Genomic DNA, 17,869 nt, shown 5'->3' with positions numbered 1-17,869 from the left:
AAATTAAAGTAGCTAAAAACTAAAAACAGCCCCGGATCGACATGTGATTGTCGGTTCGAGACTGTTTTTTGATTTAAAGTTAGTATTGAAGGCATTTCTAGGCCACCGAGCGGAAACGTGCTCCAGAAAACTGAGGGCGGAGCCTAAGCCAACTCTGGCAAAAATGCCAAGTTCAGGCATTTCTGCCAGAGTTGGCTTAGGCTCCGCCCTCAACCCGTTTTCCTCCGCACTCTACAATAGTTTCCTCAACACCACCCGCTGCACCTTCCCACCAGCATTCACCGGCAGCGCATCAATCGCAATAAACCGTTTTGGCACCTTATAGTGGGCCAAATGGTCGCGACCATACTGCTTAAACGTCAGCGTGTCCAGCGGTTCATCTGCCACCACGAACGCTACGGGTACCATGCCCCAAGTGTCGTTGGGTTCGCCAACCACCGCAATATCACGGATTCCGGGGCAGTTTTGGTAGACTGCTTCAATCTCATCCGGGAAAATATTTTCGCCACCCGAAATGATCATGTCATCCAGCCGGCCGTCGACAAAGAGGAAGCCATCGTCATCCAGTTGACCCACATCGCCAGTTTTGTACCAACCATCCGCAGTTGTTTTGTCAAATAGGGCGGTTGGCCGGTTGAGGTAACCTGGCGTCAGGGCGGGGGTCTTCAACAGAATCTCGTTGTCATCGCTGATCATGAGTTGCGTGCTAAATAACGGCTGACCCGCTGACCCAATCTTAGCGGCCGCATCCTGGTTGCTTAGCGCGACGATTTGCGAACACGTCTCCGTCATCCCGTACGACTGGACAACGCTGATATGCAGCTGCTCGCAGCGTTTAAGCGTGGTGCGATCAATTGGCCCGCCACCAAGCAACATGGTTCTAAAGTGAGCATTATATGGGGCTGAGTTCGTTTCTTGAAACGCCAATAACTTTTTCAGCATGTAGGGGACGACCGACATTGCAGTGACCGGTTCGTTGACCAGAATCGTGTTAATGGCTTCAGCGTCAAACCGTTCAGTTAAGCGCACCGTCATGCCGTAGATCAGTCCGCGCATCATGATTGAAAAACCGCTGATGTGAAAGATCGGTACCGCACAGAGCCAGTCATCATTTGGCGTCAGACCAAGATTCAGTGCTGAAGCTAAAGCTGAATTGTAATGGTTGCCAAACGTCTGTAAGACACCTTTTGGGGCACCCGTTGTCCCAGAAGTATACATGATGCTGGCAACTTGCGGCAGATCAAAGTCTGATTGCAATGATTCGGGATCGGCGGCCGTTGCCAATAAAACACTGAATTGAATAAACGCCTCAGGAAAATCAGTCCGCCATAAATCGTCTGCGACTAGACAAGTGCTGGCCTGGCAGTCGACAAATTCACGCAACAGTTCCGCCGTCGTAAGCCGTTTGTTGAGCCAGACGATCGTCCTACCAGAGCCTAGGAGCGCCATGGCGATTCGGTAGCCTGCCAGTGTATTGTTTGCTAGAACGGCGACCCGCGTTTGAGCCGGGATATTGTTGGCGGTTAATTGACCGGCAATATGGCCGGCATCAGTCGCGAGCGCCTGAAAGCTCAGTTGTTGTTTGCCGTCCGTCACCGCGATTCGGTCAGGGCTGAGGCGTGCTTGTTTACATAACCAATTATCCAAACGATCGCCTTCCTATGGGAACTTTGGGTACTTATCGAAATCTGGCTTGCGCTTTTCGTTAAACGCATCGCGGCCTTCCTTACCCTCATCCGTTTGGTAAAACAGCATCGTCGCGTCACCGCCAAGTTGCTGCAACCCGGCCAAACCGTCCGTATCAGCGTTCATGGCTGCCTTAATAAACCGCAGGGCAGTCGGTGATTTCGTCAAAATTTCATTACACCAGTCCAGCGTGACAGATTCGACGTCAGCCAGTGGGGCGACTTTATTGATCCAGTTCATTTGGTAGGCTTCTTCCGCGCTGTAGAAATGGTTGAGGAACCAGACTTCCTTAGCCCGTTTATGGCCGATGACACGTGCCAGATAGCCGGAACCGTAGCCGGCGTCAAAACTACCGACCTTGGGACCAGTTTGGCCGAACTGGGCGTTGTCAGCAGCAATGGTCAGGTCACAGACCAGCTGGAGAATGTTTCCACCGCCGACTGACCAGCCTTTCACCATTGCGATGACCGGTTTTGGAATGATCCGAATCAGGTGTTGCAGGTCCAGCACGTTGAGTCGGGCAATGTGGTCGTTGCCGACATACCCGCCGTTGCCGCGAACGGACTGGTCGCCACCGGAAGAAAAGGCCTTGTCGCCCGCACCGGTTAAAATAATCACGCCAATTGTGGTATCATCACGACAGTAAGTAAACGCGTCGATCATGTCCTGAACCATGCCAGGCGTAAACGCATTCAATTTGTCGGGCTGGTTCATGGTGATCTTCGCAATTTTATCTGCGCGTTCAAAGAAGATCCAGTCGTAGGTTTTTACAGTCTCCCATGTCACTGATGTCAATTTAACTCATCCTTTCAGATTTGAGGTTATTATGATGCATAATTTATTAGAAACGTTAGGGATAAAGCAGGTTTCAGTTTCAAAAAACAACGTTATTATATCACTAAATATAACGGATGCGATTAAACAACCGTACGGAATCGTTCATGGCGGCATTAACGCTGTGTTAGCAGAAAGTGCTGCGTCCATCGGTGGTAACGCAAATTTGGATGACACGCACGTTGCGGTGGGGCTGGATGTGCATACGCATCATTTAAAACCAGCTGCAACTGGCGAGCTCGTTGCCAGCGCGACGCCAATTAGAATTGGCCGCACGACGCAGGTCTGGCAGGTTGAGACCCGAGTCGGAGAAACCTTGACCAGCTTTAGTACGGTGACGTTGGCGGTCACGGTCAAACCAGCCTAAAAATGGCATCGGTGCGTAATGTACCGGGCCATTTTTGATTAGCTGACTTTGTTTGGTTTAACCCGTTTTGAGTCATCAATTGTGATGGGCGAATTCGGAATGTCGCAGTTCGCGATGACCGCATCCTCAGTGCCTGCGTCACAGGCAGCTTCGAAGTAGCGTACTTTAAAATTGAGTTTGTCGAGATGTTTTTGCAGCTGTGCCATTTGGTCGTGAACGGCTTCTTGCTGAGCTTTAAAAATGGCCAAACGGTCGGCTAACGTTTCGTCGCCAGCCATCGACATTTCCACGAATTTTCGGATTTCGCTAAGCTGCATGCCAGTGCCTTTTAAACACGTAATGAGGTCGATGAAATCAAGGTCATGCTCAGAAAATTCGCGCCGACCAGCTTTATTGCGGTGAACGAAGGGCATGAGGCCTTCGTGGTCGTAGTAGCGCAGCGTGTAGCTGCTGAGGCCTGATCTTTCAGCAACTTGCCCGATTGAATACATCATGGGTGGTTTCCCCCTTAAGTAGTAGTGGGTCTAGTTTACCACTTAGAGTCGACTCTAAGTAAACTTACATTGTGTGTTATTTAGTTTTGCAAAATTGGAATATAGTGTGTTAAGGTAAGAGTGTTCAAGAAAGCGGTTTAACTGTAGGCTATGAAGTCGATTATGCTGTGATTTTAGCAGGCTGACAGAACAAAGCGACAGTTACAACGGAGTAGGTTTGAAATTCCGATATAAAATATGAATAAGAAACTTATTCATATTTTTTCTTGAAAGCGGTTGACTATTGTTTAGAATCATTCTAACATAGAAGGCGAAACGAAAAAGCTGGTTCGTGAGCGGGCTGACAGGATTAGTGGGCTGACGAATCATTGGGAGGCTATATTTTTATGTCAAAGACAAAGGTTATTGTTGTTGGTGCATCACATGGTGGTCACCAATCTGTTTTGGAATTAACACGCAAGTATAAAGATCTCGACATCAAATTATTTGAAGCAGGCGACTTCATTTCATTTATGTCATGTGGGATGGAATTATATCTTGAAAACAGTGTCACAGATGTCAATGACGTCCGTAATTTCCGGCCAGAAGACCTGGAAAAACGCGGCGCAGAAGTATACGCTAACCACGAAGTAACCAAGATCGATACTGATCACAAGCAGGTTGCTGTTAAGGACTTAAAGTCTGGCGAAACGCAGAATTATGACTACGATAAGTTGATCCTGAGTTCAGGGGTAACGCCAAACGATTTACCGGTTCCTGGCCACGATTTGGAAAATGTTTATCTGATGCGGGGTAAGGACTGGGCCGAAAAGATCAAGGCAAAGCTCGCTGATCCAACCGTTAAAAACATTACCGTTATCGGTGCTGGTTACATTGGTGTTGAAGCTGCTGAGGCCAGCACCAAAGCCGGCAAGCACGTGACCTTGATCGACATGATCGACCGGCCTCTGGGCAACTACCTGGATGCTGATTTGACCGATGTTTTGGCTAAGAAATTAGCTGATAAGGGCGTTGACGTCGTTACGGGCGCCCACATTGAATCCTATGAAGGTTCTGGTAAGGTTACCGCTGTGAAGACGAGCGATGCTGAATATCCAAGTGACTTGGTCATTCAAGCAGCCGGCGTTAAGCCAAACACTGCTTGGTTAAAGGGAACCATCGATTTGGATGACCGTGGCTGGATCGAAACGGATGAATATCTGCGCACAAACGTTCCTGACGTTTACGCCATGGGTGACGCTGTGTTAGCTTACTCGATCCCTGCTCAAACCAAGATGCCAATTGCTTTGGCCACTGTCGTTCGTCGTGAAGCGCGTTACGTGGTCGATCACATCTTCGAAAACACACCTTCAGTACCATTCCAAGGTGTGGTCGGTTCATCAGCACTGAGTGTGTTTGATTACCACTTTGCTTCATCTGGCTTAAACACAACCACTGCTAAAAAAGCTGGTGTGACCATCAAGACTTCCTTCTACAAGGATACCTTGCGGCCAGCTTATGTCCCTACTGAAAAGGGCAACCCGGATGTCTATGTTGGGTTAGACTTTGACCCACAGACTCACAAGATCTTGGGTGGTGCCGTCTTATCAACCTATGACATTACGGCTCAAGAGAACGTGATTGCCTTGGCTGTGCAACAAGGATTGCGTTTGGAAGACCTCGCACAAGCTGACTTCTTCTTCCAACCAGGCTTTGATCGTCAATGGAGCTTGTTGAACCTAGCTGCACAACACGCACTGGGCGAACCAGAATTTACTAAATAAAATAAAACGATCATTTTAGCAGCTGTCAGGCGGAATTAAATCCTGATGGCTGTTTTTTGATGCCCTTATTTACGACATTTAGGTCAACGATAACCAAGTTCAAATTATTGACCTGGTCAGCTAATCGCGCGATACTCACTGTGAAATCTGAAAGGAAGTGCATTTTGATGGGGTTGATTACAAAAACTGACGTAGTGTACGATCCAGAGCACGAGTTAAAAACAGATCTTTATTACGATGACAGTAAACCAGCACGGGCGACGATCATTGATATTCATGGCGGTGGCTGGTTCCGCGGAGACAAGGGCAAGGATGCTGACTGGGCTGAACGACTGGTTGCTGGCGGCTATGCGGCAGTGGTGCCGAATTATCGGATTACACCTGAAGCTTATTACCCGGCACCCTTAGAAGACATGGCGACACTGGTAGCCTGGCTGAAGACTCAGGATCTGCCGCAACAAACCGCTGTTGTCGGCTCATCGGCCGGCGGAAACATGTCGGTTGAATTAGCCATTCAAACGGGGATGCCTGCGGTGTCATTATCTGGTATTCTCGACATTGATGACTGGCTTGAGCACCACGAAGATGTTGTTGCGGCAGAGGGTGACACGAGCAGTTTCAACAGCACGGCCAGCGCCCAGATTAATCAGGACGGGCACAACGACAGTTTTTATAAGTGGTTTGTGACCAACTACTTTAACGGTGAAACCTCTGAGTGGCAGGCGGCAACGCCGGTGCATCGCATTAGCGACACGACGGGGCCGCTATTCTTGGCGAACTCATTAAACGAATTTGTGCCTACCAGCGGCGTGTTACAGGTTGCGCAAGCGATGACGTATCATCAACGACCGTTTGAGCTGATGATGATGATTCCGGGAACGCGGCACGCTAAGGGGTATTTGGATGACGTTTTTAACCAGACAATGCTGTTTTTAGATGCTCATTTAGAAAAATAAGACATTATGCGTATTTAATGAATCGCTAAGATAATTCTTAAATTCTCTAAGAAATTACTGAGAAACAAAAACTAGTTAACTTGTTTAACCATCAACCTTTTGAACGGTTGGACTAACTGAGACAACTAATGAAATAAGAAACGGCCGTGGCTATTTGATTGCTCGGCCGTTTTTTAATGGCCGGACTGTCAGTTAATTATCATGGCTAGTTAATGAATGGGGTTAACTAATTATGCTACAGTGAGGTTGGAATTAATTTCCAAAACTACACATAGGGGTGAACGATATGAGGATTCAAACGGTAACGGTTGCTGGTGGCGGCACATTGGGCAGTCAAATTGCGTACCAAACAGCATATGCTGGTAAGCACGTCACGATTTATGATATCAATGACGAGGCCTTGACCGCGGCAAAGAATCGACTCCAACGGCTGGACGCATCGTATCAGGGCGATATGCATGCGACTCAGGCAGACCTGGACGAGACGCATGCGCGGATACAGGTTACGAGTGACCCAAACACTGCGTTCGGTAATGTCGACTTGGTTATTGAAGCAATTCCTGAAGTGACCACTATCAAAACCGATTTTTACCATCTCATTTCGGGCATTGCCGATGCCAGAACGATCTTTGCGTCAAATTCATCTACCTTTCTGCCATCGCAATTTGCAGATCAGACAGACCGGCCGAGCCAGTTTGCTAATTTGCACTTTGCCAACCAGATCTGGAAGCATAATACGGCTGAGATTATGGGCCACCCTGGGACTGATCCGAAGGTCATCGCTACGTTAACCACGTTTGCGCATGAGATTTCGATGGTGCCGATCGTGGTGCAAAAAGAACAGCCGGGTTACGTTTTAAATTCACTGTTAACACCATTCCTGGAAAACGCCGCTTATCTTTGGGGCGAAGATATTGCGACACCGCAGACAGTGGATAAGACCTGGATGATCGATGGCGGGGCACCCATGGGGCCATTCGCAACGATTGACCTTGTTGGCTTACGCACCTTCTTCAATATCACGCAGGAACGTCAGGGCGACAATCCAGCGTTTAAGAAGACGTTAGCCAAGGTGCAGCAGATGATCGATGACGGTAATTTGGGGTTGGAAAGCGGTCATGGATTCTACACGTATCCAGACCCGGCTTATCAACAAACGGATTTTCTGGCATAGACTGTCTGGGGTAACAAGCTTACTGATACCCGTTAGATAGCATAAATAAGCCACCTGAACCAGGCTGGTTTTCTCATCAGAAAACAGCGTAGTGCAGGTGGCTTGTTTACGGTTTTCTGTGCTTTTAATGGTCTGAAAAAAAATTCGAACAATCACGATACATTGCGTAGTTATAGAGTGACCCACAAAAATAGGCTAAAGGAGCGACCCATTTTTATGATAGTAACTGTAATGCAAGCCATTATTCTTGGTGTGATCGAGGGGATTACTGAATTTCTACCCGTCAGTTCGACGGGCCACCTCTACCTTGCGAACGCCTTTATCCATCTTCATGAGCCTGTCGCGTTTATCAACCTCTTCATGGTTGTCATTCAACTTGGCGCCATCATGGCTGTTGTCGTGCTGTATTTTCATAAGTTGAATCCAATCGCACCCGGTAAGACAACGACCGAACGTCATGCGACTTGGGTACTTTGGGTAAAAGTGGTGGTTGCGATGTTGCCCAGTTTAGTGGTTGGGCCATTCGTCGACGATTTCATGGATGCACATCTGACCACCTGGCCAGTCATTACGACTACTTTGATCGTGTATGGTGTGCTATTTATTGTCGTTGAGCAGATCAACGCCAATCGAAGACCTAAAACAACAGCGCTGAACCGTCTCTCTCTACCACTCGCCTTTACGATCGGTCTTTGCCAACTCTTATCGCTAGTGCCTGGGACGTCGCGTTCAGGCGCAACTATTTTGGGCGCCATGGTACTGGGAACGAGTCGGTTTGTTGCCACAGAATTCTCCTTCTTTCTGGCGATTCCAACCATGGTTGGCGCCAGCGCCTTGAAGGTGCTTAAGTTTACCCTGCATGGTAATCATCTGACTGGCCCAGAGAGTTTTGTCTTAGCAGTAGGTGTGATTGTCTCATTCGTTGTTGCATACGCCGCGATCAAGTTTTTGATGCGGTTCATTCAATACCATGATTTTAAAATTTTCGGGTGGTACCGAATTGCATTAGGCCTGATCATTTTTGGCTATTTTGGTCTTCAACAGCTTATCAAATAATCGGTGAACAGTGGCTACGTGCTTCAAAATATAAATAGTAAAATTTACCCGGCTAAATCCCTTGATTAAGCTAGCTATTACTGATATTTCATGCCATAATGAAACCATCATTTATCGGTCAGCAGTTGCGGTTCATTCGGGGGAATTAGACGCAGTGCTGGAAAGAAGGAGGAGCAGGCATGAGGGTGATTTTGAAACGGGGACTTGTGCTCGGAACAGCTGTATTATTCGGCTTGGGTCTTACTGGTACCATAACGGGGCGAGCAGCAACTAATGCTGCGAGCAACACAAGCTTGGCGGTGACACCCACGCCGCAAGCAGGCATGTCAAGTGGGTCACAGCAAGCCCAAACGGCAGCGGCTAGTAGCACGCAAACAACGACGACACAGGCAGCGAAGATGGGCAGTCTGACGATTACATTTCAGGACACTGCTGGTCGGCTGATTGGATCACCGGTTTATTATAATGGGCCGGTGGGTCAGCTACTGCCAAGTGTTTCTAGTATTGTGCCTGCTGGGTATTCTTTGCTAAGTGGAACATATTATGGGTTTATCCAACCCGGACAACGTGCTGCCACAATTACCGTTGAAAAAACGGCAGATCTGGCACAGACGAGTGGGCAAACGACGTCGGATATTATGACTGTGGTGACGCCTGGTACAACAACCGCAAAAGCATCAGGTGCAACGGCTAAGTCGTCTGACCAGCAGGAACAACCTGTAACTCGAGGAACAAGTCGGTCGAGTAAGGTGACAACAGTAAAGCAGGACTCTTCAAATGCCAAGGGTTCATACGCTGCAACTACACCCGACGCATACCCAAGCATTAAGGTCACGCCAACAACAAATAAGACGTTGCCCCAAACTAGCGAAGCAGCGGGCAGTATCGCGTCATTTAGCGGCTGGGGATTGCTGGCTGGTGTGATTGGGTTGGTGAGTGTTTGTGGGTTTGATGATAGAAGGAAGTAGAGCGTGGAAGAAGGCGGTTAAAAGGTGGAGCACAAGCAGACTCTGACAGAAATTCCTGGGTTTGGAATTTGTGTCAGAGTCTGCTTGTGTGCAACCTTTTGCCTTCTGGAACGCGTTTCGGCACGGTAGCCTAGAAAGCCAAGCGCCATATCAAAAAATCACAGCCACAAACCTGTTCCACCCCAATCAAACAACAACAAGACAAAACAACAATTCTGTAAAAATAATTATTGTTAAACAGTTCACAAGATGTTATACTATGACCGTGATCAAGTTCACCACCAGTTGTTTGACTTAAGAACAGCAACTGTGTGCTGGGGAATAGGTAATGCATGTAGTTACCCTGTTAGTGGGATTTAGCGGGGGCATGAGTAGGTTTCACCGAGTGCCAGGTTATAGGGACGTGACACCCACAAACTTACGCACGTTACTTTGGACGACCTGTTGACTGTTAGGCTGGGGAGCCTGATTGTTATTTTGCAGACGTCACTTCGGTAAAGGATACTAGTTGGAGAACTGAATGAAGCAACATTGTTTCTATAACGGTACTGGTCAGTAATCAAGTCGCGTCAATGACTTGGGTGCTGACTTTTTTTGATGAGTGCGGCAGAACGCGTTACGGCGCGGCAGTCTAAAAAATGATGAGTCTTTTGTTTGGTCATAGTGCTCCAGTAATCACAGCGTTACCGGTTGTCGACTAATGCAGATCGTGTTTGAGACAATAGCTGCCAAAGCGCATGACTACAAGCCGCAACTAGGGTACTGGCCTTATTCGTGTGGATGACCGTGTTATCCAGCGCGATGATCTCAGGTGGCAACATCATGAGATTATAGGGCTCATCCGGTTGAATAACGGTGGCTGCGATGGCCATCGTTGTCAACGTGGTTGTTTTGAGATCATAGGCGGCGCGGGTTGCCGTAAAGATATCCGGTAGACTTAGAATTTCTTCAACTTGAATGTGATGCTGTTCAAATAACGCGTTGAGCTGTTGTTGAAGCAATGAGCGGTCTGACAATCCGATATAGTCATAGTGACTAAGTTCACTGAGGTCGGCAGCGGAATAGGGGTAGATAAACCGGCCTGGTTCATAGACGCGGCACTCGTTTGAAATTAAAAAGCCGACTTGAGTTTGGTCCAGCGACTGGCAAACAAACGCTGGGTTGTTTTGGCGTGGACCCACGACGATATCCATTTGCTGGCTCAGCAGTAGATTTTCCGAACTACTGGTACTCCGTTCAAAGAAATTCAACCGGTTGTCTGGAAAACTGGCCTTTAATTGCGTTGCAAGTTGGGCCAATTCTGCACTGGCAACGGGTTGATTAAACGCAATGTTGATGGTCTCATTTTCGTGACGCTTGAGCGTCTCTAGTCGTTGCGCCAACGCTTGATTCGTATTTTCAATTTGGGTAAGACTTTGTAACAAAACGGTACCCGCGTCGGTTAGCGTGATTGGCACTTTGTTTCTCAAAATGAGTGTCATGCCATATTTTTGTTCAGCTTCCTTGATGATCTTGGAAACGTAGGGTTGACTCAAATAGAGGCGGGCAGCCACTGTGGTGAGGGTGTCCTCATAGCGGACCGTATTCAAAATGTTAAGTAAGAGTTGCGTGTTGTGCATCAGTTGCCTCCCATTATTTCTAAAAAGTAATAATGACTTTCAAAATATGAATTAGACTTTTGAGACACTCCAATTAATAATGGCATTGTACCATAGAAGTTCATTAATGAACAATCAACGTTGACAAGTTATTATTTCTTTTTAGTAATATAGGAGGCCTATTAAAATGAGTAAAAATCGTCTTTGTGATGTGTTAGGAATTGAAAAGCCAGTGATTCAGGGTGCCTTAGCCTGGTTGACGGATGCTAAACTAGTCGCTGCCGTTGGCAATGCGGGCGGAATGGGTGTCCTTGGCCTCAACGCTGGTCAAACAACGGTCACACCTGATCCTGGTGAAACAGCAGAACGGATGCGTGACGAGATTCGCAAAGTTCGCCAGCTGAGTGACAAACCGTTTGCCGTTAACATTGGCTGGATGACCAGTTTCCCGAATACATTTGCGGAACCCATTTTAAAAGTTGTTTACGAAGAACACGTCCCCGTTGCTCTTTATTCAGGTGAGATCGATACTGACCTGATTAAAGACATGAAGGCTCACGATATGAAAGTCATCTATCGGGAACTGAATCCAACTGTTGAAGGCGCACAACAGGCCGAGGCAGCTGGCGCTGATGCCATCGTTGCCACCGGCTTTGATGAGGGTGGTACCCTGCCTGGTCGCGTGATCGGCACCTTTTCAATTGTGCCGATGCTGGCGGATGCTGTTTCTATTCCCGTCTTGGCAGCCGGGGCCGTTTCGGACGCCCGCACCGCAAAGGCAGCCTTTGATCTGGGTGCTGAAGGCCTCTATTGTGGCACGGCCTTCATCGCCAGCCAGGAGTGTCGGGTGCCCGATAATGTGAAGCAGGCTATTATCACCAACAATGCCGTTGACCTCGGCATGTACAAGACCTGGCCATCCTACTACCGGTCACTGCCTGGCGCATTAGCTGATGAGCTCGTCAAGCGCGATGCCGAAGGCGCCACGCGTGAAGAACTGGCGAAGTTACAAGGCGGTATTCGAAACATGAAGGTCGGGATGCTGGACGGTGATATTGACAAAGGCTATATTTCAGTCGGCACCGGGATTTCGTTAATTCATGACATTAAGCCAGTCAGCGCGATCATTGACACACTGACTGCTGACCTCGACTAAACTGTAATATTTGGGACCTGAACGGTGAATGTTGGCCGTTCAAGTCCCTTTTTAATGCGGTTTGGTACCCACCTGCCAGACTTAAAAAATCATTAACCCACTGAATTACCGGTTGTCAGGCCTTTCATTTACCGCCTTAATAGTTCTAAGACGCGTGAGTATGATGGAGGGATTTTTCGTGGCTTACATAGAAGTTAAACATGAATTTAAACGTTATCAAATGGGTGAGACCCAAATTATTGCCAATAATGATGTTTCTTTTGAAGCGGAACAGGGTCAGCTGACCGTTATCCTTGGGCCAAGTGGTGCGGGGAAGTCGACCGTTCTAAACATTCTTGGCGGGATGGACAATCCAAGCGATGGCCAAGTGATCATTGATGGGACTGATATTGCTAAGTTCAATGATAAACAACTGACCGAATATCGGCGGCACAACGTTGGGTTTGTTTTTCAATTTTATAATCTGATTCCGAACTTAACGACCAAGGAAAACGTTGAACTCGCCTCTTCGATCGTAGCCGATGCGTTGGATGCCGCAACGGTGCTTAAACAAGTGGGGCTGGGCGAGCGATTGGATAATTTTCCATCGCAGCTTTCCGGTGGTGAGCAGCAACGGGTCGCCATTGCCCGGGCTTTGGCAAAGAATCCGAAACTGTTACTGTGTGATGAACCCACAGGTGCTCTGGATTATAAGACTGGTAAGCAAGTGCTCAAATTATTAGAGTCCGCCAGCCGCCAAGAGGGTAAAACGGTGTTGATCATCACGCATAACGCGGCGCTCGCTAAAATGGCTGACCGGGTCATCCGCATTAACGATGCTAAAGTGCGCAGCGTTGAGGATAATCCGACCCCAACACCTATCGATGAGATTGAATGGTAGGTGACGAGATTGAAACCAATGACTAAGAACATGTGGCGTGAGATCAGTCACGGTAAGGGCCGATTTATCGCGATCATTTTAATTATTTTGCTGGGTGTCCAAATTTTTGTTGGCATTAAGGCAGCGGGTCCGACGTTAAACGATTCTGCGGATAAAACGGTCAAGGATGCGAAACTCAGCGACGTGCAGGCGTTTTCGACTACTGGGTTTACGCACAAAGACGTTCAACTGGCTGAGAAAGTGGCTGGTGCGAAGGCTGAGCTGGTTAAGTTTAAGGATGTTGTCGGTGGCAAAGACCAGGCCGCTGTGGCGTTGTACGGTTACACCAAGGACGCGCGCTACAACAAACTGTCCCTTCGCTCAGGGCACATGCCACGAAACGGGCACGAAATCGTTTTAGATGAACTGGCGAAGGACAACGACGGGTATAAGCTCGGCCAAACGTATACCTTCAGTAAATCAGCGAAACTCAAACACCGGTCTTACAAGATCGTCGGCTTTGCGGATTCGCCGATGTACATTGACGATTCCACCCGAGGCTCGGCCGATGTTGGCGATGGCACTGTGCGCTACCTCGCCTATATCCCGCAGCGTGAGATGAACCTGAAAGTGGCTATGATGCTGAACATTGGGTTTCACAATCTGCAGTCAAAGGGCACCTTTACGGATGGTTACAGTGACGCAGTTAACGCTAAGGTGACCGCCCTTAAGAAGGTCTTCAAGCCCCGGGCAGCATCACGGACGAAGGCCCTTCTTGGCAATACAGTTGTCACGCTTGATCAACAGTTAGCCAAAATCACTGCTGCTAAGAAGCAGCTGCAACAAGCCGGTCAACAGGGGGGCAGTGCCGCTAATTTGGCGGGACAACAAGATGTTACCCTGACCAAGGAGGCCGCTCAGCTGAAAGCCGCGAAGACTAAGGCACTGGCGGCTGGCAAAACCACCTACACGTGGCAGGACCGCAATGATCTGCCAGGGTTCCAAGCCTATGGTGAAAGTTCCGACCGGATTGCGGCCATTGCCAACGTTTTCCCGGTGTTTTTCTTCCTCATTGCCGCGCTGATCACCTTTACGACGATCACGCGGATGGTCGAAGAAGCCCGCAGTCAAATTGGGACGTTTAAGGCGTTGGGCTATTCGAAGTGGGCTATTGCGAAAAACTACTTGGCCTATGCGTTAACGGCGGGTCTGATTGGGACGGTACTTGGTGCTCTTATTGGGAACACCACGTTACCGCGAATCGTGCTGGCCTTATACAAGACGTACATTCCGTTGAAATGGGTCGTGAAATTTCAGTGGGGCGATATTGGCTGGGCGCTACTCTTTTCTATGATTGCCACGGTGGGTGCAGCTGCCTATGTCGTTTGGCGTGAACTGACGGAAGGACCGGCAGACCTGATGCGGCCACGGTCGCCAAAATCGGCTAAACGAATCATGCTTGAACGCATCACACCGCTCTGGAATCGGCTGAGCTTCAACCGAAAAGTGAGTTACCGGAACCTGTTTCGATTTAAATCACGGATGTTCATGACCATTATTGGGATCGCAGGCGGAACCGCACTGATCCTGACCGGTTTTGGGATTCAGGATTCAATCGGCGCCAGCGGAACCCGACAGTACAACGACATTATCCACTACCAAGCCACGATGCGTCTGCGCACGGCTGGGCAGGAAGATAAGGCTGATCAGATTTTGAACAACAACGACCAGTACCACAGCCACACGGACGTTGCCGCTAACGTGGGCGACCTCAAGACAAATGGGCACCAGGTCAATGATGTGAACATTTACGCACCCGACAACGTTGCCCAGTTTAAACGCTACGTGACGGTTCGAAACGCCAACACTGGTAAATCATTGTCGCTGCCGAAGAATGGTGTTGTCCTCACTGAAAAGACAGCGGACCTGCTGCACGTCAAAGTGGGCGACCACATTAAGGTCACGACCACCGACAACAAGCAGGGCACAGCTAAGGTGACGGGCATCACCGAAAACTACATGGGGCATTTTATGTATCTCAGCCGTGCGGCATACAAACAGCTGTTGCATGAAACACCAACCATGAATACTTTGCTGGTCCAGTTTAATCATCAAACTGACAAACAACGTAAATCTCTGGCGCATAAGCTCATTAATCACGGTGGTGTTATGGGGACCAGCTACACCAAGGATCAGCAGACGACAGTTTCGACGATGTCTGGATCGCTAAAACCGGTGGTGGCCATCTTCATTTTGCTATCAGGCATCCTGTCATTCGTTGTGCTGTATAATTTGACCAATATCAATGTGTCGGAACGAATCCGTGAGCTGTCGACCATTAAGGTGCTGGGCTTCTACGATAACGAAGTGACAATGTACATTGTGCGCGAAAATATCGTGCTGACGATTGCCGGCATTATCGTGGGCTACGGCGTCGGCGAACTGCTGACAGGGTATATCATGAAGCAGGCGGCGACGGCTCAGGTCATTTTCCCACTAACGATCCATCTGACAGGTTTCATCGTCGCAACTGTGTTGATGGCGGCATTTACGGCCATTGTGATGTTTGTGACGCATAAGCGACTGCAGAAGATTGATATGGTGGGGGCTTTGAGTTCAAGTGAGTAGAGCGTGAAGGCAGAGCGTGGAGCAAGGCGCCTAAGGGGCGGAGTGTAACGGACTCTGGCAGAAAAGTCCGGGTCTGACTTTTTTGCCAGAGTTCGTTACACAGTAGCCCCTTGCCTTGCGGAACGCGTTTCCACTAGAGATGGGGAAAGCGCGTCGGCTTACGCTCTCAGGTGCAAAATCCCGGGTCTGACTTTTTTGCCAGAGTCCCTTACACGTTAGCCCCTTGCCTTGCGGAACGCGTTTCCACTAGAGAAGGGCAAAGCGCGTCGACTTATGCACTCAGGAGCAAAGTCCGGGTCTGACTTTTTTGCCAGAGTCCGTTACACAGTAGCCCCTTGCCTTGCGGAACGCGTTTCCACTAGAGAAGGGCCAAGCGCGTCGACTTGAGCACTCAGGCGCAAAATCCCGGGTCTGACTTTTTGGTCAGAGTCCGATACACAGTCTTACTTGCCGAACAAGTCTCGGCACAGAGGCCAAGAAAGCCAGCAGTAAAAACCACACAGAGATAACCCTCAGTCCTTAACGCAATCCTTGAGTCTGGAAAATGACTTAAAAGAATAAAACAATTAAATCGTTGTTAAAAGAAAAAGGTTCAGTGAAGAGTGCCGGTTGGCATTTTCACTGAACCTTTTTGGGTTCTTTGATACTATTGTCAAATCTGTTAAGTGGGTTTGTGTATTGAGATTTAATCTGATGAGTAGGGCTTGCGACGTGCTTCTTGTTCACATTGCCCAAACGCGTTCCAGGAGGCAGAGGGCTCCTTCCACGCTCTCTACATCGTCATCCCCATCTTCTCATAACTCCCCATACCACCTAACCAAAGGTCCTTCATATCCACACCACGTTCCTCCGCGAAGGCCTTCATCAAGGTTTCGTGATCCATGAGGTCGTATTGCTTATCTGGGTCCTTTGGGTCGTAGACTTGAATCTGGGCCATCATGCCGCCATCTTCGTGCTCAATGATGTGGCAGTGGTACATGAAGACGCCAGGGACCGTAAAGCGTACCTTGATCACCACATGTTCGTCGGGGTTGACCGCGATGACGTCCTTCAGTCCCCTTTCGTTTGGGTAAGGAGCGTGGCCGTTTCTCGACACGATGGTAAAGGCCAGGCCGTGCATGTGGAATGGATGGATCATGCCGCCATCCATGTCATTTGTATTCGTAATGTCCCAAAGCTGAGTCTTATTGATCGGCATCTTGTAGTCGATTCGCTGCATACTGAACTTTTTGCCGTCGATCATCACGTACTCATCCATACCAGACATGACTACCTTATGTAGCGGCAAGTCTGGTTCGTAATCTGGAATATCGACGAGGTGTTCTGGCAACTGTGTGTGGTCAGGTGCGAACTCGTGAATTCTAAAATGGACCAACGGTGTGTCGTCTGAATAGAGAATGACTTCGTCGCCAGGCTTGTAATTGCTGAAATCGACGATGATTTCGTGACGTTCCGCGCAGGTCGTCATTAAGTGCGTAAAGTGGACGGGTTCTGGTAAAATGCCATCGTCAGAGCCAATTTGGGTGAATTCAAGGTCGTCGCTAAAGTGCAGTCGCCACTCGCGCCGGTTGGCACCATCGAGAATCCGTAACCGCAGTCGTTGGGTGGTGACGTCAAAGTACGGGTTGATCGTCCCGTTGATCATGGGTGTTGGCCCTTGGACGCCATCAGGATCATAATCCGCACGATAATCCCACTGATTATTTTCATGGAAGTGACGGTCTTGTAAAATGAGTGGAATGTCATCCACACCATAGTTGCGTGGGAAGGGCAGCTTGGCTTCGACATCATCCTGGACGATGACTGGTGCGGCAAGTCCGCGCCAGACCTGGTAGGCTGTTTCTGGGCACGGATGCGCGTGGAGCCAGACCGTTGCAGCTGGTTGGTGAATCTTAAACTGAATGTCGCGGTGGCCATCGGGATAGACGGGGGCGTGACACCCACCGTCTTCAATTGGACCCGGAATGTTTAAGCCATGCCAGTGAAAGGTGGTCATTTCAGGCAGATGGTTTTGCAGGTGCATGTGAATTGTCTTACCATTTTTCATCACAATGGCTTTGCCTAGAAGTGGCGCGCTAAAGCCCCAGGTCTTTGTTTTAGCTCCCGGTAAGAGCTGAGTTTCGCCTTCTTGGGCAGTCAAGGTGTAGTACATATCTGTATCAGTTTCTTGATCTGGTTTTAACAACTCAGGAATCCGAAGTGGTTGTTGCGGGATGTCGGGCACTTCCAGCGGAATATAGCCGCCGTCATGCGTGTTATAGGCCGATTCGTTATAGAAGTAGTCGGTGTAGACTTTTTCTGTCATAGAAAATCCTCCAGTATAGAATCAA

14 protein-coding genes are annotated in these 17,869 nt (G+C 48.8%); 9 read left to right on the top strand and 5 right to left on the bottom strand.

Annotated elements, in window-relative coordinates:
- Nucleotides 1-231: 231 nt before the first annotated feature.
- Nucleotides 232-1,647 carry an o-succinylbenzoate--CoA ligase gene (locus tag AYR61_RS01085; RefSeq protein ID WP_065901068.1) on the bottom strand — a complete coding sequence of 472 codons (1,416 nt, stop codon included), beginning with the start codon at nt 1,645-1,647 and terminating at the stop codon, nt 232-234.
- 12 nt (nt 1,648-1,659) lie between these two features.
- On the bottom strand, nt 1,660-2,481 hold the full coding sequence (menB, locus tag AYR61_RS01080; protein ID WP_065901058.1) for a 1,4-dihydroxy-2-naphthoyl-CoA synthase: 822 nt from the start codon (nt 2,479-2,481) through the stop codon (nt 1,660-1,662).
- Between the two features lie 34 nt (nt 2,482-2,515).
- Between menB and AYR61_RS01075 the strand changes: the two genes are divergently transcribed.
- On the top strand, nt 2,516-2,887 hold the full coding sequence (locus AYR61_RS01075) for a PaaI family thioesterase (protein ID WP_065901055.1): 372 nt from the start codon (nt 2,516-2,518) through the stop codon (nt 2,885-2,887).
- Between the two features lie 38 nt (nt 2,888-2,925).
- Here the strand turns inward: AYR61_RS01075 and AYR61_RS01070 are convergent, their stop codons facing one another.
- Nucleotides 2,926-3,381 carry a MerR family transcriptional regulator gene (locus tag AYR61_RS01070; RefSeq protein ID WP_056987572.1) on the bottom strand — a complete coding sequence of 152 codons (456 nt, stop codon included), beginning with the start codon at nt 3,379-3,381 and terminating at the stop codon, nt 2,926-2,928.
- 386 nt (nt 3,382-3,767) lie between these two features.
- On the opposite strand from AYR61_RS01070, the gene AYR61_RS01065 reads away from it, so the two are divergent.
- The 5 genes from AYR61_RS01065 (at nt 3,768) to AYR61_RS01045 (ending at nt 9,298) form a co-directional block, all read left to right on the top strand.
- Nucleotides 3,768-5,144, top strand: a complete 1,377-nt coding sequence (locus AYR61_RS01065) for an FAD-dependent oxidoreductase (RefSeq protein WP_065901051.1) — start codon at nt 3,768-3,770, stop codon at nt 5,142-5,144.
- 164 nt (nt 5,145-5,308) lie between these two features.
- A complete protein-coding gene (locus AYR61_RS01060) occupies nt 5,309-6,100 on the top strand; it encodes an alpha/beta hydrolase family protein (protein WP_156652880.1) in 792 nt (263 codons plus the stop codon).
- A 286-nt stretch (nt 6,101-6,386) separates the two neighbouring features.
- Nucleotides 6,387-7,274, top strand: coding sequence for a 3-hydroxyacyl-CoA dehydrogenase (locus AYR61_RS01055; protein WP_054709676.1), 888 nt, complete (start codon nt 6,387-6,389; stop codon nt 7,272-7,274).
- A gap of 219 nt (nt 7,275-7,493) precedes the next feature.
- Nucleotides 7,494-8,330, top strand: a complete 837-nt coding sequence (locus AYR61_RS01050) for an undecaprenyl-diphosphate phosphatase (RefSeq protein ID WP_318529592.1) — start codon at nt 7,494-7,496, stop codon at nt 8,328-8,330.
- A 179-nt stretch (nt 8,331-8,509) separates the two neighbouring features.
- Nucleotides 8,510-9,298, top strand: coding sequence for a hypothetical protein (locus tag AYR61_RS01045; protein WP_065901047.1), 789 nt, complete (start codon nt 8,510-8,512; stop codon nt 9,296-9,298).
- A 683-nt stretch (nt 9,299-9,981) separates the two neighbouring features.
- Here the strand turns inward: AYR61_RS01045 and AYR61_RS01040 are convergent.
- Nucleotides 9,982-10,917 carry a LysR family transcriptional regulator gene (locus tag AYR61_RS01040; protein ID WP_056987577.1) on the bottom strand — a complete coding sequence of 312 codons (936 nt, stop codon included), beginning with the start codon at nt 10,915-10,917 and terminating at the stop codon, nt 9,982-9,984.
- 166 nt (nt 10,918-11,083) lie between these two features.
- Between AYR61_RS01040 and AYR61_RS01035 the strand changes: the two genes are divergently transcribed.
- The 3 genes from AYR61_RS01035 (at nt 11,084) to AYR61_RS01025 (ending at nt 15,539) form a co-directional block, all read left to right on the top strand.
- Entirely contained in the window at nt 11,084-12,052 is a 969-nt protein-coding gene (locus AYR61_RS01035; protein ID WP_065901045.1) for an NAD(P)H-dependent flavin oxidoreductase, read from the top strand.
- 178 nt (nt 12,053-12,230) lie between these two features.
- Nucleotides 12,231-12,932: an ABC transporter ATP-binding protein gene (locus AYR61_RS01030; RefSeq protein ID WP_054709692.1), complete on the top strand. Its 702-nt coding sequence runs from the start codon at nt 12,231-12,233 to the stop codon at nt 12,930-12,932.
- Between the two features lie 9 nt (nt 12,933-12,941).
- On the top strand, nt 12,942-15,539 hold the full coding sequence (locus AYR61_RS01025; protein WP_056987586.1) for an ABC transporter permease: 2,598 nt from the start codon (nt 12,942-12,944) through the stop codon (nt 15,537-15,539).
- Nucleotides 15,540-16,311: 772 nt separating this feature from the next.
- On the opposite strand, the gene AYR61_RS01020 is transcribed toward AYR61_RS01025, so the two are convergent.
- Nucleotides 16,312-17,844, bottom strand: a complete 1,533-nt coding sequence (locus AYR61_RS01020) for a multicopper oxidase family protein (RefSeq protein ID WP_054709694.1) — start codon at nt 17,842-17,844, stop codon at nt 16,312-16,314.
- Between the last annotated feature and the right edge of the window lie 25 nt (nt 17,845-17,869).

The sequence above is a fragment of the Secundilactobacillus paracollinoides genome, assembly GCF_001702155.1.
In the GTDB taxonomy this organism is placed as follows: Bacteria; Bacillota; Bacilli; order Lactobacillales; family Lactobacillaceae; genus Secundilactobacillus; species Secundilactobacillus paracollinoides.
Note: the sequence above shows the minus strand (reverse complement) of the source record. Positions and strands in the feature narration are given on the sequence as shown.

Bases quoted from the DNA above. Each gene is read 5' to 3' on its own strand.
- AYR61_RS01075 (WP_065901055.1), top strand. From the start codon at position 2,516: ATGCATAATTTATTAGAAACGTTAGGGATAAAGCAGGTTTCAGTTTCA.
- AYR61_RS01070 (WP_056987572.1), bottom strand. From the start codon at position 3,381: ATGATGTATTCAATCGGGCAAGTTGCTGAAAGATCAGGCCTCAGCAGC.
- AYR61_RS01065 (WP_065901051.1), top strand. From the start codon at position 3,768: ATGTCAAAGACAAAGGTTATTGTTGTTGGTGCATCACATGGTGGTCAC.
- AYR61_RS01055 (WP_054709676.1), top strand. From the start codon at position 6,387: ATGAGGATTCAAACGGTAACGGTTGCTGGTGGCGGCACATTGGGCAGT.
- AYR61_RS01045 (WP_065901047.1), top strand. From the start codon at position 8,510: ATGAGGGTGATTTTGAAACGGGGACTTGTGCTCGGAACAGCTGTATTA.
- AYR61_RS01040 (WP_056987577.1), bottom strand. From the start codon at position 10,917: ATGCACAACACGCAACTCTTACTTAACATTTTGAATACGGTCCGCTAT.
- AYR61_RS01035 (WP_065901045.1), top strand. From the start codon at position 11,084: ATGAGTAAAAATCGTCTTTGTGATGTGTTAGGAATTGAAAAGCCAGTG.
- AYR61_RS01020 (WP_054709694.1), bottom strand. From the start codon at position 17,844: ATGACAGAAAAAGTCTACACCGACTACTTCTATAACGAATCGGCCTAT.